The sequence below is a fragment of the Pseudoduganella sp. GW821-FHT12E03 genome, from assembly GCF_058807115.1.
The window spans coordinates 110969-133189 of the sequence record NZ_JBXAQJ010000005.1; the positions used below are offsets into that span (position 1 = coordinate 110969).

Annotated in this window: 24 protein-coding genes; 11 read left to right on the forward strand and 13 right to left on the reverse strand. The window is 64.4% G+C overall.

Annotated features, from left to right (window positions below):
* The first annotated feature begins 42 nt into the window (after nucleotides 1–42).
* The 11 genes from AC1RRC_RS14020 to AC1RRC_RS14070 all read left to right on the forward strand — a co-directional run bounded on the left by AC1RRC_RS14020 (nucleotide 43) and on the right by AC1RRC_RS14070 (nucleotide 10391).
* Nucleotides 43–1263, forward strand: coding sequence for a type II secretion system F family protein (locus AC1RRC_RS14020; protein WP_493056098.1), 1221 nt, complete (start codon nucleotides 43–45; stop codon nucleotides 1261–1263).
* Nucleotides 1263–2969 carry a GspE/PulE family protein gene (locus tag AC1RRC_RS14025; RefSeq protein WP_493056099.1) on the forward strand — a complete coding sequence of 569 codons (1707 nt, stop codon included), beginning with the start codon at nucleotides 1263–1265 and terminating at the stop codon, nucleotides 2967–2969. The genes AC1RRC_RS14020 and AC1RRC_RS14025 overlap by 1 nt, the downstream gene beginning before the upstream one ends.
* Nucleotides 2956–3951 (forward strand): hypothetical protein, encoded by a 996-nt coding sequence (locus AC1RRC_RS14030; protein WP_493056100.1) that lies wholly within the window; start codon nucleotides 2956–2958, stop codon nucleotides 3949–3951. The genes AC1RRC_RS14025 and AC1RRC_RS14030 overlap by 14 nt, the downstream gene beginning before the upstream one ends.
* Nucleotides 3942–4580: a hypothetical protein gene (locus AC1RRC_RS14035; protein ID WP_493056101.1), complete on the forward strand. Its 639-nt coding sequence runs from the start codon at nucleotides 3942–3944 to the stop codon at nucleotides 4578–4580. The genes AC1RRC_RS14030 and AC1RRC_RS14035 overlap by 10 nt, the downstream gene beginning before the upstream one ends.
* Nucleotides 4568–5125, forward strand: coding sequence for a hypothetical protein (locus AC1RRC_RS14040; protein ID WP_493056102.1), 558 nt, complete (start codon nucleotides 4568–4570; stop codon nucleotides 5123–5125). Before AC1RRC_RS14035 ends, AC1RRC_RS14040 begins: the two co-directional genes overlap by 13 nt.
* A complete protein-coding gene (locus AC1RRC_RS14045; RefSeq protein ID WP_493056103.1) occupies nucleotides 5122–5679 on the forward strand; it encodes a hypothetical protein in 558 nt (185 codons plus the stop codon). Before AC1RRC_RS14040 ends, AC1RRC_RS14045 begins: the two co-directional genes overlap by 4 nt.
* Nucleotides 5676–7625 (forward strand): secretin GspD/PilQ domain-containing protein, encoded by a 1950-nt coding sequence (locus AC1RRC_RS14050; protein ID WP_493056104.1) that lies wholly within the window; start codon nucleotides 5676–5678, stop codon nucleotides 7623–7625. Before AC1RRC_RS14045 ends, AC1RRC_RS14050 begins: the two co-directional genes overlap by 4 nt.
* A gap of 11 nt (nucleotides 7626–7636) precedes the next feature.
* Nucleotides 7637–8119: a type II secretion system protein gene (locus AC1RRC_RS14055; protein WP_493056105.1), complete on the forward strand. Its 483-nt coding sequence runs from the start codon at nucleotides 7637–7639 to the stop codon at nucleotides 8117–8119.
* 2 nt (nucleotides 8120–8121) lie between these two features.
* Nucleotides 8122–8496, forward strand: a complete 375-nt coding sequence (locus AC1RRC_RS14060; protein ID WP_493056106.1) for a type II secretion system protein — start codon at nucleotides 8122–8124, stop codon at nucleotides 8494–8496.
* Nucleotides 8496–9026 carry a type II secretion system protein gene (locus tag AC1RRC_RS14065; RefSeq protein ID WP_493056107.1) on the forward strand — a complete coding sequence of 177 codons (531 nt, stop codon included), beginning with the start codon at nucleotides 8496–8498 and terminating at the stop codon, nucleotides 9024–9026. The genes AC1RRC_RS14060 and AC1RRC_RS14065 overlap by 1 nt, the downstream gene beginning before the upstream one ends.
* A gap of 126 nt (nucleotides 9027–9152) precedes the next feature.
* Nucleotides 9153–10391, forward strand: coding sequence for a M24 family metallopeptidase (locus tag AC1RRC_RS14070; RefSeq protein WP_493056108.1), 1239 nt, complete (start codon nucleotides 9153–9155; stop codon nucleotides 10389–10391).
* Nucleotides 10392–10442: 51 nt separating this feature from the next.
* Here AC1RRC_RS14070 and AC1RRC_RS14075 read toward each other — a convergent pair whose 3' ends face one another.
* The 13 genes from AC1RRC_RS14075 to paaB all read right to left on the reverse strand — a co-directional run bounded on the left by AC1RRC_RS14075 (nucleotide 10443) and on the right by paaB (nucleotide 22191).
* Nucleotides 10443–10886: a DUF2846 domain-containing protein gene (locus tag AC1RRC_RS14075; RefSeq protein WP_493056109.1), complete on the reverse strand. Its 444-nt coding sequence runs from the start codon at nucleotides 10884–10886 to the stop codon at nucleotides 10443–10445.
* A 3-nt stretch (nucleotides 10887–10889) separates the two neighbouring features.
* A complete protein-coding gene (locus AC1RRC_RS14080) occupies nucleotides 10890–11231 on the reverse strand; it encodes a hypothetical protein (RefSeq protein WP_493056110.1) in 342 nt (113 codons plus the stop codon).
* Nucleotides 11232–11405: 174 nt separating this feature from the next.
* On the reverse strand, nucleotides 11406–13451 hold the full coding sequence (gene paaZ / locus AC1RRC_RS14085) for a phenylacetic acid degradation bifunctional protein PaaZ (protein ID WP_493056111.1): 2046 nt from the start codon (nucleotides 13449–13451) through the stop codon (nucleotides 11406–11408).
* 12 nt (nucleotides 13452–13463) lie between these two features.
* The gene (locus AC1RRC_RS14090; RefSeq protein ID WP_493056112.1) at nucleotides 13464–14075 is read right to left on the reverse strand and encodes a phenylacetic acid degradation protein PaaY; all 612 of its coding nucleotides are present in this window, start codon (nucleotides 14073–14075) and stop codon (nucleotides 13464–13466) included.
* A gap of 2 nt (nucleotides 14076–14077) precedes the next feature.
* A complete protein-coding gene (pcaF, locus tag AC1RRC_RS14095) occupies nucleotides 14078–15283 on the reverse strand; it encodes a 3-oxoadipyl-CoA thiolase (protein ID WP_493056113.1) in 1206 nt (401 codons plus the stop codon).
* A 10-nt stretch (nucleotides 15284–15293) separates the two neighbouring features.
* Complete coding sequence (gene paaK, locus AC1RRC_RS14100; protein ID WP_493056114.1) at nucleotides 15294–16613, reverse strand: phenylacetate--CoA ligase PaaK; 1320 nt, start codon at nucleotides 16611–16613, stop codon at nucleotides 15294–15296.
* A 44-nt stretch (nucleotides 16614–16657) separates the two neighbouring features.
* A complete protein-coding gene (gene paaI, locus AC1RRC_RS14105) occupies nucleotides 16658–17113 on the reverse strand; it encodes a hydroxyphenylacetyl-CoA thioesterase PaaI (protein ID WP_493056115.1) in 456 nt (151 codons plus the stop codon).
* Nucleotides 17106–18680 (reverse strand): 3-hydroxyacyl-CoA dehydrogenase PaaH, encoded by a 1575-nt coding sequence (gene paaH / locus AC1RRC_RS14110; protein ID WP_493056116.1) that lies wholly within the window; start codon nucleotides 18678–18680, stop codon nucleotides 17106–17108. Before paaH ends, paaI begins: the two co-directional genes overlap by 8 nt.
* A gap of 2 nt (nucleotides 18681–18682) precedes the next feature.
* Nucleotides 18683–19474 (reverse strand): 2-(1,2-epoxy-1,2-dihydrophenyl)acetyl-CoA isomerase PaaG, encoded by a 792-nt coding sequence (gene paaG, locus AC1RRC_RS14115; protein WP_493056117.1) that lies wholly within the window; start codon nucleotides 19472–19474, stop codon nucleotides 18683–18685.
* A gap of 31 nt (nucleotides 19475–19505) precedes the next feature.
* Nucleotides 19506–20582: a 1,2-phenylacetyl-CoA epoxidase subunit PaaE gene (gene paaE / locus AC1RRC_RS14120; RefSeq protein ID WP_493056118.1), complete on the reverse strand. Its 1077-nt coding sequence runs from the start codon at nucleotides 20580–20582 to the stop codon at nucleotides 19506–19508.
* Between the two features lie 6 nt (nucleotides 20583–20588).
* Nucleotides 20589–21134, reverse strand: a complete 546-nt coding sequence (paaD, locus tag AC1RRC_RS14125) for a 1,2-phenylacetyl-CoA epoxidase subunit PaaD (protein WP_493056119.1) — start codon at nucleotides 21132–21134, stop codon at nucleotides 20589–20591.
* Nucleotides 21135–21145: 11 nt separating this feature from the next.
* Entirely contained in the window at nucleotides 21146–21898 is a 753-nt protein-coding gene (gene paaC, locus AC1RRC_RS14130; protein ID WP_493056120.1) for a 1,2-phenylacetyl-CoA epoxidase subunit PaaC, read from the reverse strand.
* Nucleotides 21899–21906: 8 nt separating this feature from the next.
* Nucleotides 21907–22191, reverse strand: coding sequence for a 1,2-phenylacetyl-CoA epoxidase subunit PaaB (gene paaB, locus AC1RRC_RS14135; RefSeq protein WP_493056121.1), 285 nt, complete (start codon nucleotides 22189–22191; stop codon nucleotides 21907–21909).
* Nucleotides 22192–22221: the final 30 nt, after the last annotated feature.

The window sequence follows — 22221 nt, forward strand, 5'->3', positions numbered from 1 at the left end:
CCTTGTTGGAGCATGACCGATTTTTTGGATTGTGATTGTTTGATGTCCCTGCAGTTCCAGCTCGAAGTCCAGGGCGGCGCCGGCGCACAGGCGCGCCGCACCATCACCATCGATGCCGCCACCGAAGCCGACGCCATCCGCGCAGCATTGCGCCAGGGCTGGCGCGTGCTGGCCATCGCAGGCAACACCGCCCAGGCCACAGAACCCGCATCGTACGGACTGCTGCGCGCCCGCGCGCAACCATTCCCTTTGCTGCAATTTTCACAGGAACTCCTGGCGCTGCTGGAAGCAGGCCTGAACCTGTCGGAAGCACTTGGCACCTTGCACAGCAAGGAAATCAAGCCGGGCGCCAAGGCGACACTCGGCGACATCCGCCGCGCCCTGTCGCAGGGCCAGAGCTTTTCCGACACGCTGGCGGCCTTCCCCGCCATCTTTCCCGATCTTTACGTCTCCACCGTGCATGCGGCGGAGCGTTCCGGCAATTTGCCGGAAGCACTGGCGCGCTATGTCGCGTACCAGCTGCAATTCGACGCCATCCGCAAAAAGCTGGTGTCCGCCGCGATCTATCCCGTGATGCTGCTGGCCGTCGGCACCCTCGTCACCTTGTTCTTGCTGGGTTATGTGGTCCCCAAATTCAGCGCCGTCTATGAAAGTTCCGGCCGCGATATCCCGTGGATGTCGCAAATGCTGCTGGGTTTCGGCCAGGCCCTGGCGGCCCACCCGTGGCTGTGCGCCGGCGCGCTGGGCGCCGTGGTGGCCGGCGCGGTGGCCGCCGCCGCCAATGCCGCGATCCGCGCGCAACTGGTGCTGGCCGTGCTGCGCCTGCCGGTGCTGGCCGCCAAGGCCGCGGAATTCCGGCTGGCGCGCTTTTACCGCGCGCTGTCGCTGCTGTTGCATGCCGGCATCCCGTTGTCGAAAGCGCTGGCCATGGTCAGCGGCATGCTGATGCCGGCCCAGCAGCGCCAACTGGCCGACGTGCGCCGCGCCGTTGGCGAAGGCTTGCCGTTTTCCACCGCGCTGGACCAGCACGGCCTGGCCACGCCGGTGGCGCAATCGCTGTTGAAAGTGGGCGAGAACACCGGCCGCCTGTCCGACATGCTGGAACGCTCGGCGCGCTTCCATGACGAGGAATTCGCGCGCTGGGTGGACTGGGCCTCGCGCCTGCTGGAACCGATGCTGATGACGGTCATCGGCGTCGTGATCGGCGGCGTGGTGGTGCTGATGTACATGCCGATCTTTGAACTTGCCGGGAGTTTGAACTGATGAATGCGCGCGCACCCCTGCCTCCGTTGGCCACGATCACCACCGCCCTGCTGCGCCAGGCATCGGCCGCCGCGCTGGCGCAAGGCCGCCCGCAACTGGCGGTGCTGGAAGAGATGGCCGGCCTGGCGCCGGATGCATTCACGCAGCAACTGGCCGCCCTGTTCTGCTATCCGGCATGGAGCATGGCCATGCTGCAGGCGGCGCAACCCGCTTACGGCATGCTGCCGTACACCGATTGCGCCCAGCGCGGCTGCGTGCTGATGGCGCCTGCCATGCCCGGCGAAGCGCCGGTGCTGGTACTGGCCGATCCGTTCGCGGACGACCTGCCGCCATGGGCGCACTATGCCACCGGCGCGGCATTTACCGTGGCGCTGGCGCACGCCGATGACCTGTCGGCCTACCTGTCGCAGCAGGAAAGCGCGCAACAGGCCATGCACGACATGATGCAGGACACGGATGACGCCGACGGTGAAGCCACGGACCTGGACCAGGCCATCGTCGATATATCGCTGATCGGCATCAGTGGCGACAGCAGCCCCGTCGTCAAACTGGTCAACTCGACGATTTACGATGCGCTGAAATTCCAGGCCAGCGATATCCACCTCGAATGCGACGTCAACAGCCTGGTCATCAAATACCGCGTGGACGGCGTGCTGGTGCAGGCCGGCCAGGTCCAGGGACTGCAGATGGCGGAACAGGTGGTGTCGCGCATCAAGGTGCTGGCCGACCTCGATATTGCCGAGCGCCGCGTGCCGCAGGATGGCCGTTTCAAGGTGCGCATCAAGGGCAGTGAAATCGACTTCCGCGTATCGATCATGCCAAACATCTTTGGCGAAGACGCCGTGCTGCGCCTGCTGGACCGCCGCGCCCTGACCGCCGCCGCCAATGCCCTGACACTGGAAAGCCTGGGTCTGAACGCCGATGCGATTGAACAGGTGCGCCGCCTGGCGGCCCGTCCGCACGGCATGCTGCTGGTAACCGGTCCCACCGGGTCCGGCAAGACCACCACCCTGTATGCGGCGCTGACGGAAATTAACACGGGCCGCGACAAGGTCATCACCATCGAAGACCCGGTGGAATACCGGCTGCCCCGCGTGCTGCAAATCCCCGTCAATGAAAAGAAGGGACTGACCTTTGCCCGTGGCTTGCGCTCGATCCTGCGGCATGACCCCGACAAGATCCTGATCGGCGAGATCCGCGACGATGAAACCGCGCAAATCGCGGTCCAGGCCTCGCTGACGGGCCACCTGGTTTTCACCACCGTGCACGCGAATAACGTGTTCGACGTGGTGGGCCGTTTCCTGCACATGGGGGTCGACGCCTATAGCTTCGCGGCCGCGCTGAACGGCATCGTGGCGCAGCGCCTGATGCGCCTCAATTGCGCGCATTGCGCGGTGGACGTGGCGCCGGATCCGCTGGAATTGGCGGACAGCGGATTGACGCAAGACCAGGTGCGGGGATGGCGCTTCCGTGCCGGCAAGGGTTGCGGCCATTGCCGTGGCGCCGGCTACAAGGGCCGCAAAGCCATTGCCGAAGTCCTGATCCTCAACGATGCGATGCGCGAAATGATCTGTACCCGCGCGCCCGTCAGCCGCATGAAAGAAGAAGCCGCCCGCATGGGTTTCCGGCCGGCGCGCGACGCCGCGCTGGACCTGGTGCGCCATGGCGAATCCACCTTGATGGAGCTGAACCGTGTCACTTGTTGAACGACTGACTGCCACGCTGCGTCCTCTGCGGCCGTTATTCTCGCGGCGCAGCCTGCGTGTCTACCTCGCGCCTTCGGCGCTGGTCGCCTCGGCGCTCGACGGCGACCGGTTTGCCGGCGTGGTGGCGCTGCCGGTCGCCAATCCAGGCGGCCACTGGGAAGCGCCGCTGGCGCTGCTGCGCACGCTGCTGGAACGTCCCGCCGAGACCCTGGCGGCTTCCCTGCACCCTCCCCATGCGCAGCCGCCCGGCACGCCGCTGCCCGCGGCACAGCGATCCGGTATGCGGTTGTCCGGCATCCAGCGCACGCCTGCGGCCCAGCCGGCACACGCCATCGCCGCCGCCGACGCGGTACTGGCCGCCTTGAATGCCCAGGCGCCGCTGTCCGTCAGCCTGTCCGGCCGCTGGTGCCAGTCCGTCATGGCGCCGTGGAGCGATGCCCTGCTGGCCGAACCCGCCGCCACGCGTTTCCTGCAAATGCAGTTGTCGGCCGTCTATGGCGACGCGGCCCGGGGCTGGCGCATTGCCGACGATGACGCACCGTATGGCGAACCGCGCGCCGCCTGCGGCATCGACGCGCAATTGCTGCAAGCGTTGCGCACGGACCTGGGCAAGCGCTGCGGCGCCATCGAACCGGTCATGGGCACGGCCAGCCGCATGCCGACGGGAATGGCGGCGTTTGCCATCGTGGAAGCGGGCAAGCTGACCATGGCCACCACGGCGCATGGGCACATCAGCGCCATCTGCTCGCAGCCTTGCGGCCCCGCGTGGCAGCAGGAACTGGAACGTGCATGGCAACGCTGGATACTGCGCATGCCGGAACTCGACAGCATTGCCGCTGTCGCCGTCATCGACCTCACTGGCCTGGGCGGGCAGCCTTCCGCGCCGCACGCGCTGCCGTCGCTGTTCCAGCCCGTCGACACGCCATTCGGCCCGTCATCGCTGCTGGCAGCCGGCGCCCAAGCGGAGGTGCTATGCGCCTGAAGCCAGCACCCGGCCTGTCGTTCACGCCAGCCGCCGCGCCACGGGGCGGCTGGCGGCTGATGTTACTGGGATTGGGGATGACCGCACTGCTGCCCGCCGCCGCACACTGGCTGCGCGTGTATGCCGATGTGCAGTCGCTGCAGGCGCGCATGGCGGTGGTCCAGCCGCGCCGCGCCGCGTCCACGCTCCTGCCACCGGCCGTTCAGCGCGAACAGGAACAGCAAGTCAACGTCGTGGCGGAAGCCGTGCGCCAGTTGAATTTGCCGGTGGCGCGCCTGCTGAAAACCCTGCAAGCGCCGGCGGATATGCACGTTGCCCTGCTGGGGCTGGATTTGAATGGCCAACCGGCGCAGGACAGCGGCGACCACGCCAGGGGCGGCACAACGGCATCGGCGACACCACCGGCACAAGCGGCAGGCAAGAGCGCGGCCCCGGTTGTCCCAAACAGCCCCGCCGGCAGCCTGAAAATCACCGCCGAAGCGGAAACCGCGCGCGACATGCTCAACTACCTGGCATTCCTCAACCAGCAGCCGCTGTTCCGCTCGGTCTACCTGGTCAAGCATGAGCAGGCCGGCAGCGACCCGGGGCGCGCCGTGCGATTCCAGTTGGAGGCGCAATGGCGGCAGTGACTTCGATCGCCCCACGCGCCAAGTGGCAGGCGCGGCGCACCTTGCGCCGCCTGGGTGCGCCCGCCGCCATTGGCGCCACCGCGCTGGCGTGCGCCCTGGCCATGCTGTGGCACGCCCGGGTGCTGCAACTGCAATTGCCCGCCATGCAAGAGCGCCTGGCCAACGCGACGCGGGCCGCCGCCATGCCGGTGGCGGCGCCCCCCACCGCCGCCGCCGGGCTGGCCGCGTTTTACCGCCACTTGCCGGACCATGCCGCGATCCCCGCGCAACTGCAAACGCTGGTGGAAATCGCCGACAAGCACCAGGTGCCGCTGGCCAAGGCGGAATACAAGCCGCAGGTGGAGCCGCGCGCAGGGTTCATGCGCTACCAGATCACCCTGCCGGTCCATGCCGATTATGCCGCTGTGCAAGCCTTCATGCTCGACGCGCTGCAGGCTCTGCCGGCGCTGACCCTCGACAGCGTCGTTTTTAAACGCGAACGAGCCGGTTCCGCCACCGTGGAAGCACGGATCCAGTTCATCCTGCTGGTCAGGAGCCAGGCATGAAGAAATGGATTATTGCCGCAGGCGCGGCCACCGTGGCGCTGGCATGGTTTGCGCCGGAAGACGACGTGGTGCCACCGGCCGCCGCCACCACCAGGAGTGCGGCCACGCCAGCCGGCGGCGCCACACACGCCGTGGCACCAGCGGCCGGCCTTTCCGCCGCGAGTTCGCTCACGATTCCAGCCGAACTGCAAATCCAGCGCCGCATCGAAGGCGAAGACCCGGGCAACCTGTTTGCCGGCGGCGCCGAACCGCCGCCAGCGCCGCTGAAGCCCGTTGCAGCCAGGGCCGAGCAGCTGGAATTGGCAACCGCCGCAAAGACGCCGGCGGGTACCTCCGCACTGCCGTTCATCTTCCTGGGCAGTTACCGTGACGGCGGCCACACCACATATTTGCTGCAGGCCGACGGCCAGGACATCGTGGCCCGCATCGGCGACACCCTCGCGGGCGGCTACCGTCTCGATGCGGCGCACGACGACACCCTGTCCTTCACTTACCTGCCACGCAACCAGTCCATGACGCTCGCATTAACTCTCGCCACCGGGGATGCCAATTGAACCAACCGAAACACATGCTGCAGCGCCTCGGCGCGGCCATCGCGGCAGCCACCCTGCTGGCCGCCTGCGCCGGCAACCCCAGTTTCAGGGAGGGCAATGCGTTGCTGGACGCGGGCCAGGTCGAACAGGGCATGGCCAAACTGGAACAGGCGCTGCGCGAAGACCCGAACAATGCGCAGTTCCGCATGGCGCTGCTGAACCGCAAGGCGGCGCTGGTCAATGGCTACATCAGCCGCGCCGATGCGCAGCGCCGTGACGGCAACGACCTGGAAGCGGAAACGCTGTACCGCCAGGCACTGGCCGTGGACCAGCACAACATGGTGGCGCAACAGGGCCTGGCGGCATTGGCGCAGGAACGCCGCCACCGCGCCATCGTGGCGGAGGCGGAAACCCAATTCCAGAAAGGCGATCCGGCGGCCGCGCTGGACTTGCTGCGCCCCGTGCTGCAGGAAAAACCCAACCAGCGCGACGCGCTGCGCCTGAAGGCCCGCATCGCCGACGCCCAGGCGCAGAAGGGGCCGGGCCGCCTGTCGGCGGCCTTCCGCAAACCCGTCACCCTGCAATTCCGCGACGCCCCGATCCGCTCGGTGTTCGACTTCATCGGCAAGGTCTCCGGCCTGAATTTCGCGTTTGACCGCGAAGTCGATCCCAACCTGCGGGCCACGATTTCCGTGCGCGACGCCAGCATCGAGGAAGCCATCGCCATGCTGCTGTCCTCCAACGGACTGGAACAGGCCGTGACGGGAGACCGGTCGATCACCATCTTCCCCAACAATCCGCAAAAGGTGAAGGATTACCAGCAATTGATGGTGCGCAGCTTCTTCCTGGCCAACGCGGAAGCAAAACAGGTGGCGGCCACCCTGAAAACCCTGCTGAAGGCGCGCGACATCGTCACCGACGACCGCCTCGGCATCGTCATCATGCGCGACACGCCGGACATGGTGCGCATGGCCGAACGCATTATCGCGATGCAAGACCTGGCGGACCCGGAAGTCATGCTGGAAGTGGAAGTGCTGGAAGTCAAACGCTCGCGCCTGCAGGAACTCGGTATCCGCTGGCCGGAGCAGGCAACCTTGTCGCTGGCCGGCGTCAACGCCACCAATATCGGTACCGGCCAGCTGAAGGTGTCGGACCTGAAGCGCATCAACAGCGGTAATATCAACCTGGACCTGGGCAAGACCACCATCAATGCCGGGGCGACCGACACCGACAACAACCTCCTGGCCAATCCCCGCATCCGCGTGCGCAACAAGGACAAGGCCAAGATCCTGATCGGCGACCGGGTGCCCGTCATCACCGTCACGACCAACAATGGCGTCAGTTCGGACAGCGTCAACTACGTCGATGTGGGCCTGAAGCTGGACGTGGAGCCGAACGTGCATCTCGACGACGAAGTGGCCATCAAGATCAACCTGGAAGTGTCGAACGTGGTCAAGGAAGTGACCAGCAAATCCGGCACGCAGGCCTACCAGATCGGCACCCGCAGCGCGTCGACGGTGCTGCGGCTGCGGGACGGCGAAACGCAGGTGCTGGCTGGGCTGATCAACGATGAAGACCGCAAGGTCGGCAGCAAGGTGCCGGGCGTGGGCGACTTGCCGGTGCTGAACCGCCTGTTCGGCACGCAAAAGGATGACGTGTCGCGCAGTGAAATTGTGCTGTCGATCACGCCGCGCCTGTTGCGCTCCGTGCGCCGTCCGGATTTGCGGGAAGCGGAATTCCTGTCCGGCACGGAAGCGTCGATAGGCGTGCGCGCGGCCGTGACCGGGCCGGACCTGGGCGTGCCGGCGCTGGCCACCGAGCCGCCGCCGTATAACCGCGCGCCGGAGGGCGACGCGGCCCAGTCCCTGCCATCGGCGCAATCCGGGCCGGTCACGCCAGCCACCGAACAAGGCGCTAATCCCGACAAGCCGGCCAACGCCGGCCCGGGCCCGAAAAAGGTGCAGTGATGGGGCGAGGCATGGCGCGACTTCGCCGCCAGCGCGGCTTCACGTTCATCGAACTGATCGTCACGCTGGCCATCATGGGCGTGCTGGCCACGGTGGCGGTGCCGATGGCGCAGGTGGCGATCCAGCGCGACAAGGAACGCGAACTGCGCCTGGCGCTGCAGGAAATCCGCGAAGCCATCGATGCGTATAAGCGGGCGTCCGATAATGGCAGCATCAAACTGAGCCTGGGCGACTCTGGTTTTCCGAAAACACTGGAGGAACTGGCTGAAGGCGTGCCGGACCAGCGCCACCCGCAAAAGCGCACGTTGTATTTCCTGCGCCGCATTCCGCGCGACCCGTTTGCGCCGCCATCCATTGCCAGTGCGGCGGACACCTGGGCCAAGCGCGCGTATTCGTCGCCGCCGGACAACCCGATGGAAGGCGTGGATGTATTCGACGTGGCCAGCCGTTCGGATGTGACGGGGCTGAACGGCACTCCCCTGAGGGCATGGTGATCATGAAGAACAAGCGCGGTTTCACGCTGATTGAATTGCTGGTGGTGCTGGCCATCATTTCCCTGTTGCTGACGGTGGCCCTGCCGCGCTATTTCGGGGCCGTCGATAAATCGAAGGAAGCGGCGCTGAAGGAAAACCTGCGCGTGCTGCGCATCGGCATCGACAAATATTACGCCGACAAGGGCGAGTACCCGGCCGCGTTGTCCGACCTCGTGACACACCAGTATTTCCGGGCCGTGCCACTCGACCCGTTGACGGACTCCGACAAGACGTGGCAAGCCGTCAATCCGCAGGCGGCCGGTCTGTCCGGCATTGCCGACGTGCGCAGCGGCGCCCAGGGCAAGACGCGCGACGGCATCCCTTATAACCAGCTGTGATGCCACGCCTGACCCGCGCCACCGGCGGTTTCGCCTATCTCTGGACCTTGATGCTGGTGGCCCTGATGGGGACCGCATTGGCGATCGGCGGCGAATTGTTTGCGACGGCGGCGCGGCGCGACAAGGAAGCGCAGTTACTGTTCATCGGCCATGAATTCCGCCAGGCGCTGGGGCGCTACCTGCAGGCGCAGGGTTCCGGCGGCATGGCGCAATATCCTCTGAGCCTGGACGAGCTGCTGCAAGACCCGCGCTTTCCCGGCGCCAGGCGCCATCTGCGGCGGCTGTATGCGGACCCGATCACGGGCAAGCCGGAGTGGGGGCTGGTGCGGCAGCAGGGACGCATTGTCGGCATCCATTCCCTGTCCGAACAACGCCCCATCAAACAGGGCAATTTCCTCGACGACGACCGTGGCTTCAATGGCAAGGGGCGCTATGCGGATTGGGTCTTCACCTATCCGTCCGACCTGCACACGGGACCGCAGACCGCGCCGCCACCGGGCATGGCGCGCAACCCGATGACGGGCGGCTGAACCGGCGGCCGGATGCGCGGCTGTGCGGCTTTCCTCATGCTGCGATACGATCGCGGCACAAGCTGTTTTACCCGCCGCCAAAGCTGCTATGATCGCCGCCACCGGCAATTACCAGGAGTTATCAGGATGACCATCGGCGTAGGCGGCAAAACCGCGGAACAAGCCCTGGCGACGCTGTCTGACATGACGGCAGGCGCCATCCCCATCGGCAAGGATGAACACCAGCAGCGCATCGCGCGTGCGCAAAGCTATATGCAGGCGAATGGCATCGCCGCCATTTATATCAATGCGGGCGCCAACCTGCTGTATTTCACCGGCACCCGATGGCATCCGAGCGAGCGCATGGTGGGCGCCATCCTGCCCGCGCAAGGCGCCATCGAATACATCGCACCGGCATTCGAAGAAAGCACCTTGCTGGACTTCATGCTGATCGAAGGTAAAGTCAATGGCTGGCACGAGCATGAAAGCCCGTACCGCCTGTTCATCGATACGTTGCAGCGCATGGGAATCGCCCCCAATGCCGCCGATCCGGCAAAAGCGCCGCGCATCGGCATTTGCGAGAGCGCCGCATTCTTCATCTATGACGGCGTCAAGCCGCTGGCGGAAGGCTACGCGTTGGAAAACGCCCGTCCGGTGACGGCGCACTGCCGCATGCGCAAGTCCAAAGCGGAAATCGCACTGATGCAGCGCGCCAAGGACATGACCCTGGCCGTGCACGTGGCCACCGCGTCGATGCTGCATGAAGGGATCACCACGAAGGAAGTGGAAGAATTCATCGCCAGCGCGCACCGCAAGGTCGGCGCATCGGGTTCGTATTTCGTGATCGTCCTGTTTGGCGTCGCCACTTCGTACCCGCACGGCGTCAGCTACGTGCAAACCCTGAAACAGGGCGACACGGTGCTGATCGACACGGGCTGCAAGGTGCACAACTACATTTCCGACATTACGCGCACCTATGTGTATGGCGAGCCCAATGCGCGCCAGCGCAGCGTGTGGAACAGTGAAAAGAAAGCCCAGGCAGCGGCATTCGCAGCGGCGCAACTGGGCGCGCCATGCGAAAGCGTGGACCAGGCCGCGCGCCGTTCGCTGGAAGAAGACGGTTTCGGCCCCGGCTACAAGCTGCCCGGCCTGCCGCACCGCACCGGCCACGGCATCGGCCTCGATATCCACGAATGGCCGTACCTGGTGGGTGGCGACAAAACCCCACTAGACGTGGGCATGTGCTTCTCGAATGAACCGATGATCGTGGTGCCGGGCGAATTCGGCGTCCGCCACGAAGACCACTTCTACATGGCGGAAGAAGGCCCGCGCTGGTTCACCAAGCCGGCGCACAGCATTGACGATCCGTTCGGGCTGCAGCAGTAAACACCATGGCGGGCCGCGATGGCCCGCCTGTGCGAGGCTGGTGACGAGCTGTTATTTGGCGGCTTTTGCGCCGGTGTAGCTCAATTCGGACAGGTCTTTGCGGGCCTGGTCCGCACCCACCAGTTCCGGCACCACGTGGCCCACCATCAGGCCCATCGACACCGACGTTTTCACGTACTTGGTTTCGCCCTTATCCAGCACGAAGCTGACCTTGTTGGTGGTTTCAGTGCTGGTCTGCGCCACGTGGCTGCCCGCGTACGTGTCCACGTAGAAGTATCCGCCCTGGTGCGAGTTGCCCACTTCGATGCCGTCCAGCTGGATGGCCGGTTTCAGGGCTGCGCCCAGCATGCTGGCGTTACGGTAGAAATACACGCGGCCCTGGTCCGCTTTCAGCACAGGCGCTGCGGATTCCGCTTCAGCGAATTTCGGGCCGGTTGCCGCGCAACCAGTCAATGCCAGGGCCAGGCCGATAGCGGCAAATTTCATCAATTTCATTTTTTATTCCTGTAGTGTGATGGGAAGGGATGGCTGTTGCGGCGAGAAGCCTCTCTCGGCCGGGAGGTAAAAACCTACCAGGTGGCCTTGTTCGACCACCAGGTAAGCTTCGTGTACATGCGCGCCCTCCAGCGTGAACACATCCCGGTGACGGCGGTAGACCGTCCCTTGGGGGATGGTGCCGGCCATGGTCCAGAAACTGCCGGCCGGCAGCTTGCGCTGATAGCCTGTGGCCAGCGGGACGATGACTTCACTGGCGATGGATTTGGGCACCAGCGCAGCATGGCCGGTGGCGGGGGAAATCGCGACGGGGACATGCTGGACGCTGGCGCAACCGGCCAGCATCAAGGCTGCTGCAAGGCTAAAAAGGCGCATCGTGTTAGATAGCAATAAGCAATGCGCTCGATGTTAACCGCTAATGTGCTGTTGAAAACTCACCAATCTTCACGCCGGCTGATTTCACCTGTAAAAAAGGCGCCACACCGGCGCCTTTTTAGCGGGAAGCCGGCAGCAAAGGGCTTACTGCTTCTTCATGACCAGCGTCAGGATGTCATACGACGCCACCAGCTCGTCGTTCTGGTTGGTCACCTGCACGTCCCACGCCACCACGCCCTGGCCGCGGCCCTGGTCGTCGGTGCGGTTGCGGTCGACCTTGCGCTTGCAGGTCAGGCGGGCGCGGATGGTGTCGCCGATCGCCACCGGGGTGATGAAGCGCAGGTTGTCGAGGCCATAGTTGGCCAGCACTGGGCCCGGCGCCGGCGACACGAACAAGCCTGCCGCCGCCGATAGCACAAAGTAGCCGTGCGCAATGCGCTTGCCGAATTGCGTGTCTTTCGCCGCGATGTCGTCGAAGTGCATGTAGAAGAAATCGCCCGAAATGCCGCCGAAGTTGACGATGTCGGCTTCGCTCACGGTGCGGCGGTGCGTCAGCAGCGAGTCGCCCATCTGCAAATCTTCGAAGTATTTGCGGAACGGATGCACGTCGCTTTCATTGACGGTCGCGCCACGCACATACTCGCCCGTGACGGCGGCCAGCATGGTCGGCGACCCCTGCACGGCGGCGCGCTGCAGGAAGTGGCGCACCGCGCGGATGCCGCCCAGTTCTTCGCCGCCGCCGGCGCGGCCCGGGCCGCCGTGTTTCAGTTGCGGCAAGGGCGAACCGTGACCGGTCGAATCGACCGACGATTCCTTGTCGAGGATGTGCACGCGGCCATGCGATGCGGCCGCCACCGGCACCGCGTACGCCGCCGTCTTCGGATCTTTCGTCACCAGGGTCGACACCAGCGAACCCTTGCCGCGCGCGGCAAGGTCCAGCGCTTCATCGATGCCGTCATACGTCATCATGGTCGACACCGGACCAAATGCTTCCACGTCGTGCACCGCGTCATTGCTGCCCGCGTTACGGCACAGCAGCAGGGTCGGCGAGAAGAACGCGCCATCGGCCACGCCGTCGCCCACCGGCTTGAAGCCGTCGCCCGCGCCAAACACGATTTCATTGCCTTGCGCGAGCATCGCCACGCGTTCCGCCACGTCGCGCTGCTGGTCTTTCGACGCCAGCGCGCCCATGCGCACGCCTTCGATCGACGGATCGCCCACCGTGACTTTCGCCAGGCGCTCGCGCAAGCGTTCCGCCACCGCGTCGACGCGGTTGCGCGGCACGATGATACGGCGGATCGCGGTACATTTCTGGCCGGCCTTGCCCGTCATTTCACGTGCGACTTCTTTCACGAACAAGTCGAATTCCGAGTCGTCCGGCGTCACGTCCGGCGCCAGGATCGCGCAGTTCAGCGAATCGGCTTCCGCCGCGAACGGGATCGAATTGGCGATCAGGTTGCGGTTGGCGCGCAGCTTGGCGGCGGTGTCGGCGGAACCGGTAAACGTCACCACGTCGGCGCCGGTCAGGCGGTCCAGCAAGTCGCCCGTGCCGCCAATCACCAGCTGTAAAGAGCCGTCCGGCATCAGGCCGGATTCATGGATCATGCGCACCACGGCTTCGGTCAGGTAGCTGGTGGCGGTGGCGGGTTTGCCGATGCACGGCATCGCGGCCAGGAAGGTCGGCGCGAATTTTTCCAGCAAGCCCCAGATCGGGAAATTGAAGGCGTTGATGTGCACCGCCAGGCCGCCGCGCGGCACCAGGATGTGGGTGCCGGCAAAGCCGCCGCGCTTGCCCAGCGCCATGGCCGGGCCTTCATGCAGCACGTTCGACGATGGCAGTTCGCGGCTGCCCATCGATGCGTACGCGAACAGGGTGCCGATGCCGCCTTCCACGTCCACCCAGCTGTCGGCGCGGGTGGCGCCGGTCAGATGCGAAATCGTGTACAGCTCTTCCTTGCGCTCCATCAGGTACTGCGCCAGCGCTTTCAGGCGCTGCGCGCGCTGCTGGAAATCCAGCTTCATCAGCGCGGGAATACCGGTCTTGCGCGCATACGTGACGGCTTCCGAGAAATCGATGGTTTCCGCGTGCGTGTGATAGATCACGCTGTTGTTCAACGCGTTGTACAGCGGGGTGGCGGCTTCCTTGCCGTGCCAGCGGCCGGCGATCAGGCTTTGCAAAGTTTGAGGCATTTGTCTCTCCAGTTATTCGGTTGTCTTTTTATGCTGGTGCAGCGGCAGCGACGTTTCCCAATCCATCCGCCTGCGGTCCGCCTCCGGCGCGTCCAGCGCATCGACTTCGCGCATGGTGGCCAGCGAACGCACGGCCAGTTCGTGGTATTGCGCGGTGCCGCTGCTCTTCCACTTCACTTCATCATCGGTCACGCTGCGCAGGATCTTCGCGGGCATGCCCACCACCATCGAACGGGGCGGCACTTCCATCTTCGCCTTCACGAAACTCATGGCGGCCACGATGCTTTCCGCGCCAATCACCGCGTTATCCATCACCACGGCATTCATGCCAACCAGCGCATTGCGGCCGATGCGGCAACCATGCAGCACGGCGCCATGGCCGATATGGCCATCAACTTCGACCACCGTGTCGCAGCCGGGGAAGCCGTGCATCACGCAGCCATCCTGCACATTGGCGCCCTCTTCCAGGATCAGGCGGCCGAAATCGCCGCGCAGCGACGCCAGCGGGCCCACGTAGCAGCGCGGGCCGACGATCACATCGCCGATCAGCACAGCGGTCGGGTGCACGTAGGCCGTTGGGTGCACCACGGGACGGATGCCGTTGATTTCGTAGACTTTGACCACGGTTACACCCGCTCGATCACCAGGGCAATGCCCTGGCCCACACCGATACACATGGTGCACAGCGCATAACGGCCGCCCGTGCGTTCCAATTGGTTCAATGCCGTCGTCACCAGCCGCGCGCCGGATGCGCCCAGCGGGTGGCCAATCGCAATCGCGCCGCCATTCGGGTTTACGTGCGCCGCATCATCGGCCAGTCCCAGGTCGCGCGTCACCGCCAGTCCCTGCGCGGCAAAGGCTTCATTGAGTTCGATGACATCCATCTGGTCGATACTCAAGCCCAGCTGCGCCAGCACTTTCTTCGATGCCGGCGACGGACCGAAGCCCATAATGCGCGGAGCCAGGCCGGCGGTCGCCATGCCCAGCACCTTGGCGCGCGGCTTCAGACCATATTGGTCCACCGCCGCGCCGGATGCCAGCAAAATCGCGCAAGCGCCGTCGTTGACGCCGGACGCATTGCCGGCCGTGACGGAACCATCCGGCTTCACCACGCCTTTCAGCTTGGCCAGCATCTCGACGGTGGTTTCCGGACGAGGATGCTCGTCGGTATCGATGACCTTCGGGTCGCCTTTCTTTTGCGGGATCGTGACCGGCACGATTTCCGCCTTGAAGTGGCCGGCCGCATGGGCGGCGGCCCAGCGCTGCTGGCTGCGCACGGCAAACGCATCCTGGTCGGCGCGGCTGATATTGAAATCCTGCGCCACGTTTTCCGCGGTTTCCGGCATCGAGTCGATACCGTATTTCGCCTTCATCAACGGATTGACGAAACGCCAGCCGATGGTCGTGTCTTCGATTTTCGCGCTGCGGGAAAACGCGCTGTCGGCCTTGCCCATCACGAACGGCGCGCGCGTCATGCTTTCCACCCCGCCTGCAATGATCAGCTGCGCTTCGCCGGCCTTGATGGCGCGCGCACCGATACCCACCGCATCGAGGCTGGAACCGCACAGGCGGTTGATGGTGTTGGCCGGCACGTCGACCGGCAAGCCGGCCAGCAGCGCCGCCATGCGGCCCACGTTGCGGTTATCTTCACCGGCGCCGTTGGCGCAGCCATAGTAGATGTCATCCACTTGGGCCCAGTCCACGCCCGGATTGCGCGCCATCAGCGCGGCGATCGGCACGGCGGCCAGGTCGTCGGCGCGCACGGACGCCAGGGCGCCGCCGTAGCGGCCGAAGGGGGTACGGACGGCGTCACAGATGAAGGCTTCGTTCATTATTTTTCCTTTATACGATTTTCGGGCGCTGGTCGATCACACGCTTGGCCTTGCCGGTCAGGGTGCGCTCGATACTGTTCGGTTCTTTCAATGTCACACGGGTCGACACGCCAACATTGGTCTTGATGCGCTGCTCCAGTTCGCGCGCCAGGTTGGCCACGTCACCGGGCACCAGCGAGCCACCGGGCCGCAGTTCGGCCAGCACTTCCAGCTTGTCGAGGTGGCCGTCGCGGCTCACGACCAGCTGATACTGCGGCGCCAATTGCGGCATCTTGCAAATCAATTCTTCGATCTGGGTCGGGAACACATTGACGCCACGGATGATCAGCATGTCGTCCGAGCGGCCCGTGATCTTGCCGATGCGGCGCATCGAACGCGACGTCGGCGGCAGCAAACGCGTCAAGTCGCGCGTGCGGTAGCGGATCACCGGCATCGCTTCCTTGCTCAAGGAAGTGAACACCAGTTCCCCTTCGGATCCATCCGGCAGCACTTCACCGGTTTCCGGATCAATGATCTCCGGATAGAAATGGTCTTCCCAGATCACCGGGCCATCTTTCGACTCGATGCATTCGCTGGCCACGCCGGGGCCCATCACTTCCGACAAGCCATAGATATCGACCGCATCGATCCCGGCGCGCTGCTGGATTTCCGCGCGCATCGCTTCAGTCCACGGTTCGGCGCCAAAAATGCCGACCTTCAGCGACGAGCTGGCGGGGTCCATCCCCTGGCGCTGGAATTCCTCGATGATGTTCAGCATGTACGACGGCGTGACCATGATGATGTCCGGCTTGAAGTCGGTGATCAATTGCACCTGCTTTTCGGTCTGGCCGCCGGACATCGGCACCACCGTGCAGCCCAGGCGCTCCGCGCCGTAATGGGCGCCCAGGCCGCCCGTAAACAAGCCATAGCCGTACGAGATATGCACCATGTCGCCGGCGCGGCCACCGGCGGCGCGGATCGAGCGGGCCACCACATTGGCCCAGGTGTCGATGTCTTTCAGGGTATAGCCCACCACCGTGGCCTTGCCGGTGGTGCCGCTCGATGCGTGCACGCGGGCGACTTGTTCACGCGGCACCGCGAACAGGCCGAAGGGATAATTGTCGCGCAGGGTTTTCTTGTCCGTGAACGGAAATTTGGCCAGGTCCGACAAGGTTTTCAAGTCGCTCGGGTGGACCCCGGCCGCGTCAAACGCGGCGCGGTAATGCGGCACGTTTTCGTATGCGTGCGCCAGCGACCATTGCATGCGTTCCAGCTGCAGCGCCTGCAATTCATCGCGGCTGGCACGCTCGATGGCTTCCAGGTCGGTTGGTGCGGGATGACGTTGAACCATGTTGCGATCTCCTGTTACTGCGGCACAAATTACAGCGGCACGGGTTATTGCGGAACAACTTCTCCGCTGATGCGGTGCGATTTTCCCCGGAACAGCACAATCAGCTTGCCGTCCTGGTTGCGGACCTGGACATCGTAGACGCCGGTCTTGCCGGCCAGTGCCTGTTCCTGCGCCTCCGCAGTCAACACGTTGCCGGGACGGCCCGGGGCCAGGTATTCAATGGTGCAGCCGGCGCCCACGGTCACGTGGTTATGGCTGTTGCAGGCGAACGCAAAGGCGCTGTCGGCCAGTGCGAAGATATAGCCGCCGTGGCAGGTTTGGTGGCCGTTCAACATGTCGTCGCGCACCGGCATCGTCATGCGCGCATAGCCGGGGCGGATTTCCGCCAGCACCATGCCCATCGCCTGGCTGGCCCGGTCACGTTCGAACATGGCGGCGCCGGCCGCTTGCGCCAGCGCCAGGGCATGCTCGGGTGACAGCGCAGCATGTGCGTCATGCATGGAACTTGCCTCCGGCAGCCAGCTTGCGGCGCAGCAGCGGCGACGCGCGGTAGCGGTCTTCGCCATAGCACGACGCCAGGTTGTGCAACACCGTCACCACGTGGCCGATGCCGATACTGTCGGCCCAGGCCAGCGGGCCTTTCGGATAATTGACGCCTTTTTGCATGGCGGTATCGGCGCCCTCGGCGCTGCACACGCCCTGGTTGACCGCGTCCGCCGCTTCATTGGCCAGCATGGCCACGGTGCGCATCACGGCCATGCCGGGCACGTCGTCGAGTTTCGTCACGATGAAACCGGCCGCCTGGAACAGGCCGACCACGGACTGCCACACGGCCGGCTTGCACTGGTCGGAGCACGCCAGCGCAATGCGCGGCGCCTTGCCATAATCGAGCGCCAGGTCGAACAGCACGGTATCCGGATGCCTGTTGTCGCGCGCGCGCTGGGTCGCGGTGCGGCCGTCGGTCAGGTAAATCGCGGCACCGTTGCAGTGGATGCCGGCCGCGCTTTCATTGCCGTGGCCATGGCCTTCCAGGTGCTTTTTCAGGCCCACTTCCACGCCACGCGCGCGGAAGCGTTCCAGCAGCGCATCCATCTGCGGCATGGCTGTCACCGCGCCCGTCGCATCCTGGCCATGGCTGTGGTTCGCATATTCCGGGTTCGGTTGCGGCGCTTCGCAGGCCGCTTGCGGCGCTGCTGCGCCTTCACCATAGGCATAGAATCCCTGTCCGGATTTACGGCCCAGGAAGCCCGCATTGACCAGTTCTTGCTGGATCACGGACGGCGTGAAACGGGGATCGTTGTAATACGCGTTGAAGACCGATTGCGTGACGGAGTAATTGACGTCGTGGCCGATCAAATCCATCAATTCAAAGGGCCCCATGCGGAAGCCGCCCGCGTCGCGCATGACGGCGTCGATGGTGGCGGGATCGGCGGCCTGCTCGTTCAGCAGGCGCAAGCCTTCCGCATAGTATGGACGTGCCACGCGGTTGACGATGAAGCCCGGCGTGGATTTCGCGTGTACCGGATTCTTGCCCCAGCTGGCGGCCGTGTCGAACACGGTCTGCGCGACTTCGGCATCGGTGGCCAGGCCACTGATGACTTCCACCAGCGCCATCAACGGCACCGGGTTAAAGAAGTGCATGCCGACCAGCCGCTGCGGGCGGCGCAGTTTGGCGGCGATCGCGGTGACGGAAATCGACGAGGTATTGGTGGCGAGGATGCAGTCGTCGGACACCACGCCTTCCAGGTCGGCAAACAGGGAACGCTTGACGTCGAGGTTTTCCACGATGGCTTCCACCACCAGCGCGGCATCGGCCACGTCGCCCAGGCTGGACACCGCTTTCAGGCGCGCGGTGGCGGCATCGGCGTCGGCCGCCGTCATCTTCTGCTTGTCGACCAGCTTGCGGTAGACCGCGCCGATGTCGGCAATGGCTTTGCCGACGGCGTCGAGGCGGGTGTCATACAGTTTGACGATATGGCCCGCGCTTGCAGCCACTTGCGCGATGCCGGAGCCCATGGCGCCGCTGCCGATGACGGCAACGACGCTGCCTGCAGCAAGAATGCCCATGATTATTCCCCCTTGAATTCAGGCGTGCGTTTTGCCATGAAGGCCGACACGCCTTCGCGGTAATCGTGCGAGTAGCCCAGTTCGCGCATCATGCCCGCTTCCAGCGCCAGCTGGTCTTGCAGGGTATTGCCGTAGCTGGCTTGCAGGGCTTTCTTGGTGAAGGCAAGTCCCTTGGTCGGCGCGGTGGCGAAGTGCGCCGCCATCGCCATGGCTTCGGTCATCAGCACTTCGTCCGGTACCGACTTCCAGATCAGGCCCCATTCCTCGGCGCGTTCCGCCGTCAGCTTTTCGCCCAGCATGGCCAGGCCGGTGGCGCGCGCCAGGCCGATCAGGCGCGGCAAATGCCAGGTGCCGCCGGTATCCGGGATCAGGCCCAGTTTGCAGAACGCTTCAATGAAACTGGCCGATTTACCGGCGATCACGATGTCGCAGGCCAGCGCCAGGTTGGCGCCTGCGCCGGCCGCCACGCCATTGACGGCGCAGATCACCGGCATCGGCAGGTTGCGCAATGCCAGCACCAGCGGCGCATAGAATTTTTCCACCGATTCGCCCAGGTCCACGCCCTTGGCGCCAGGTTCCACGGCGCGGTCGGACAAGTCCTGGCCGGCGCAGAAACCACGGCCCGCGCCGGTCAACACCAGCACGCGCACCGATTTATCGGCCTGCACCTGCTCCAGCGCGGCGCGCACTTCCAGGTGCATCGCCTGCGTGAAGCTGTTGAGTTTATCGGGACGGTTCAGGGTCAGTTTGGCGACGCCGTTGCTGATGTCGAACAGGATATTTTCGTAGGTCATGTTGTCTCCTCGGTCTCGTCTCAATCTCGTTTTATTCAGCCTGGTCGAAGTCGACCACCACCTTGTCGGTCACGGGGAAGCTCTGGCAGCTCAGCACAAAGCCCCGGGCAATCTCGTAATCTTCCAGCGCATAATTGACGTCCATGTCGACCTTGCCGTCGAGGACCTTGCAGCGGCAGGTGGAACACACGCCGCCCTTGCACGAATAACGCATGTCGATGCCGGCGCGCAGGCCCGCGTCGAGGATCGATTCCTTGTCCTTGTCCATCGTGAACATGGTGTGGTTGCCATCGAGGACCACGGTGACTTCCGTGAGGCCGGAGCCCAGGTCCGTGGCGGCGCGCGGCTTGTGCTGGTGCTTCGGAATGCTGGCGGCGAACAGTTCGATCTTGATGTTCGATTTCGGCATGCCGGCGTCAATCAGCGCTTCCGACACGCCATGCATCATGTCTTCCGGTCCGCAGATAAACGCGGTGTCGTAATCGGCCGGGTTGACCCACAGGCGCAGGAAGTCCTTGGCCTTCTCTTTCGTGATGCGGCCATTGAACAATTCGATATCCTGCTGTTCGCGGCTCATTACATAAACGATGTTCAGGCGGTCCGTGTAAATATCCTTCAGGTCGCCCAGTTCGCCCTTGAAAATCACCGACGACGACGCGCGGTTACCGTAAAACAGCGTGAAGCGGCTGTGTGGTTCCGTCATCAGCGTGGTCTTGATGATCGACAGCATCGGCGTGATGCCGCTGCCGGCGGCGAACGCCATGTATTGCTTGCGGTGGGCGCTATCCAGCGGCACGTTGAAGTGGCCCATCGGCGGCATCACATCCAGCATCGAGCCCGGCTTCAGCGCTTCGTTGGCCCAGGTCGAAAACAGGCCGCCCGGGGTGCGCTTGATGGCGACGCGCAGGCGGTTATCCTGCACGGCGGAACAGATCGAATACGAGCGGCGCACATCCTCGCCATTGATATGGGTACGCAGGGTCAAGTGCTGGCCTTGCTGGTACTGGAAGCTTTGCTGCAGCTCGGGCGGCACGGCAAAGGTGACGGCGATGCAGTCGCGCGTTTCGTGGGTCACCGCGGCGACCGACAGCGGATAGAATTTGCTCATATTTTTTCAGTGACACTTGAAGTAGTCAAATGGTTCGCGGCAGTCGAGGCACTTGTACAAGGCCTTGCAAGGCGTGGAACCGAACTGGCTGGTGAGTTCCGTGTGGCTGGAGCCGCAATGGGGGCACGCGACTTTCGGCGCGGCGACGGCGTTGCCGCCTTTGCGGCTGACGCCGGCGGCCAGGCTGCCGCCCTTGCGCAAGCCGCTGATGTCGATCACCTGCTGCGCGGGCGGCGCGATGCCATAGCCTTTCAGCTTGGCCTTGCCCGATTCGCTCATCCAGTCGGTGGTCCATGCCGGCGACAGTTGCGTATGCAATTGCACCTGCTGCACGCCGCGCGCTTTCAACGCGTCGGTCACGGCGTCGGCAATCACTTGCATCGCGGGGCAGCCGGAATACGTGGGCGTGATGGTGACGGTGCAGGCGCTGTCCCCCGTCACTTGCACGCCGCGCACGATGCCCAGATCGACCACGGAAATCACGGGGATTTCAGGGTCCGGCACGTCGTTGAGCCAGGACCAGACTTGGGCGGCGCTCAAGCGGGCATCCATGGCAGCCTCCATTACCACTGCGAACCGGGATAGGCGCGCTGCAGGTATTGCATCTCGGCCAGCAGGTAGCCCAGGTGCTCGGTATGGCGGCCTTGCTTGCCGCCTTTTTGCATCCATGCGTCAGGCGCCGGCATCACCAAGGTGGCTTCGGCCAGGATGTCCGACACGTGGGCCAGCCACTGGGCGCGCAATGCCTCCGCCGGCGGGGCGATCCCGGCCGCCACCATGGCCTGGTCCACGTCGTCGTAGTTGAAGAATTCGCCCGTGTACATCCACAGTTCATTGACGGCGGTCTGGGTTTTCGCGTGGCTCACTTCCGTGCCATCGCCCAGGCGCACCACCAGGTCGCCGCTGCGGCGCAGGTGATAGGTGACTTCCTTCAGCGATTTTTCAGCGATTTCCGCCATCCGGGTGTCGCTGCATTTGGTCAGCGCGCCAATCAGGAAATAATGCCAGGTATCGAAGAAGAACTGGCGCACCAGCGTGTCGGCATAGTTGCCGTTGTTTTGCTCCACCAGCAGGCAATTCTTGAACTCGTGCGCGTCGCGGTGATAGGCGATGCGGTCTTCATCGCGGCCCAGACCTTCCAGCTCGCCGGCATAGGTGAACCACATGCGGGTCTGGCCCAGCAAGTCCAGCGCCACGTTGGTCAGCGCCATGTCTTCTTCCAGCGCCGGGCCCTTGCCGCACAGTTCCGACAAGCGCTGCGACAGGATCAGGGCATTGTCGCCCTGGCGCAAAAGATAGTTAACCTTGACGTCCATGGCTGCGCTCACAGGTTCTTGACTTCTTCCGGCATCGGGAAGAAGGTCGGGTGGCGGTATACCTTGCTGTTCGATGGTTCGAACAGCGCATCCTTGTCGCCGGGGCTTGATGCAACGATATCGGTGGCGCGCACCACCCAGATGCTGACGCCTTCATTGCGGCGCGTATACACGTCGCGCGCATTGTTGACCGCCATGCCGGCGTCCGGTGCGTGCAGGCTGCCCACATGCTTGTGCGCCAGGCCGTGCTGGCTGCGAATGAATACTTCCCACAATGGCCATTCTTTGCTCATAACTTTATCTCCTTAAGCCGCAGCCTTTGA

Coding starts and splice junctions, on each gene's coding strand:
- AC1RRC_RS14020 (WP_493056098.1), top strand. CDS start 43: ATGTCCCTGCAGTTCCAGCTCGAAGTCCAGGGCGGCGCCGGCGCACAG.
- AC1RRC_RS14025 (WP_493056099.1), top strand. CDS start 1,263: ATGAATGCGCGCGCACCCCTGCCTCCGTTGGCCACGATCACCACCGCC.
- AC1RRC_RS14035 (WP_493056101.1), top strand. CDS start 3,942: ATGCGCCTGAAGCCAGCACCCGGCCTGTCGTTCACGCCAGCCGCCGCG.
- AC1RRC_RS14040 (WP_493056102.1), top strand. CDS start 4,568: ATGGCGGCAGTGACTTCGATCGCCCCACGCGCCAAGTGGCAGGCGCGG.
- AC1RRC_RS14045 (WP_493056103.1), top strand. CDS start 5,122: ATGAAGAAATGGATTATTGCCGCAGGCGCGGCCACCGTGGCGCTGGCA.
- AC1RRC_RS14055 (WP_493056105.1), top strand. CDS start 7,637: ATGGCGCGACTTCGCCGCCAGCGCGGCTTCACGTTCATCGAACTGATC.
- AC1RRC_RS14060 (WP_493056106.1), top strand. CDS start 8,122: ATGAAGAACAAGCGCGGTTTCACGCTGATTGAATTGCTGGTGGTGCTG.
- AC1RRC_RS14065 (WP_493056107.1), top strand. CDS start 8,496: ATGCCACGCCTGACCCGCGCCACCGGCGGTTTCGCCTATCTCTGGACC.
- AC1RRC_RS14070 (WP_493056108.1), top strand. CDS start 9,153: ATGACCATCGGCGTAGGCGGCAAAACCGCGGAACAAGCCCTGGCGACG.
- AC1RRC_RS14075 (WP_493056109.1), bottom strand. CDS start 10,886: ATGAAATTGATGAAATTTGCCGCTATCGGCCTGGCCCTGGCATTGACT.
- AC1RRC_RS14080 (WP_493056110.1), bottom strand. CDS start 11,231: ATGCTGGCCGGTTGCGCCAGCGTCCAGCATGTCCCCGTCGCGATTTCC.
- paaZ (WP_493056111.1), bottom strand. CDS start 13,451: ATGCCTCAAACTTTGCAAAGCCTGATCGCCGGCCGCTGGCACGGCAAG.
- pcaF (WP_493056113.1), bottom strand. CDS start 15,283: ATGAACGAAGCCTTCATCTGTGACGCCGTCCGTACCCCCTTCGGCCGC.
- paaK (WP_493056114.1), bottom strand. CDS start 16,613: ATGGTTCAACGTCATCCCGCACCAACCGACCTGGAAGCCATCGAGCGT.
- paaI (WP_493056115.1), bottom strand. CDS start 17,113: ATGCATGACGCACATGCTGCGCTGTCACCCGAGCATGCCCTGGCGCTG.
- paaH (WP_493056116.1), bottom strand. CDS start 18,680: ATGGGCATTCTTGCTGCAGGCAGCGTCGTTGCCGTCATCGGCAGCGGC.
- paaG (WP_493056117.1), bottom strand. CDS start 19,474: ATGACCTACGAAAATATCCTGTTCGACATCAGCAACGGCGTCGCCAAA.
- paaE (WP_493056118.1), bottom strand. CDS start 20,582: ATGAGCAAATTCTATCCGCTGTCGGTCGCCGCGGTGACCCACGAAACG.
- paaD (WP_493056119.1), bottom strand. CDS start 21,134: ATGGATGCCCGCTTGAGCGCCGCCCAAGTCTGGTCCTGGCTCAACGAC.
- paaC (WP_493056120.1), bottom strand. CDS start 21,898: ATGGACGTCAAGGTTAACTATCTTTTGCGCCAGGGCGACAATGCCCTG.
- paaB (WP_493056121.1), bottom strand. CDS start 22,191: ATGAGCAAAGAATGGCCATTGTGGGAAGTATTCATTCGCAGCCAGCAC.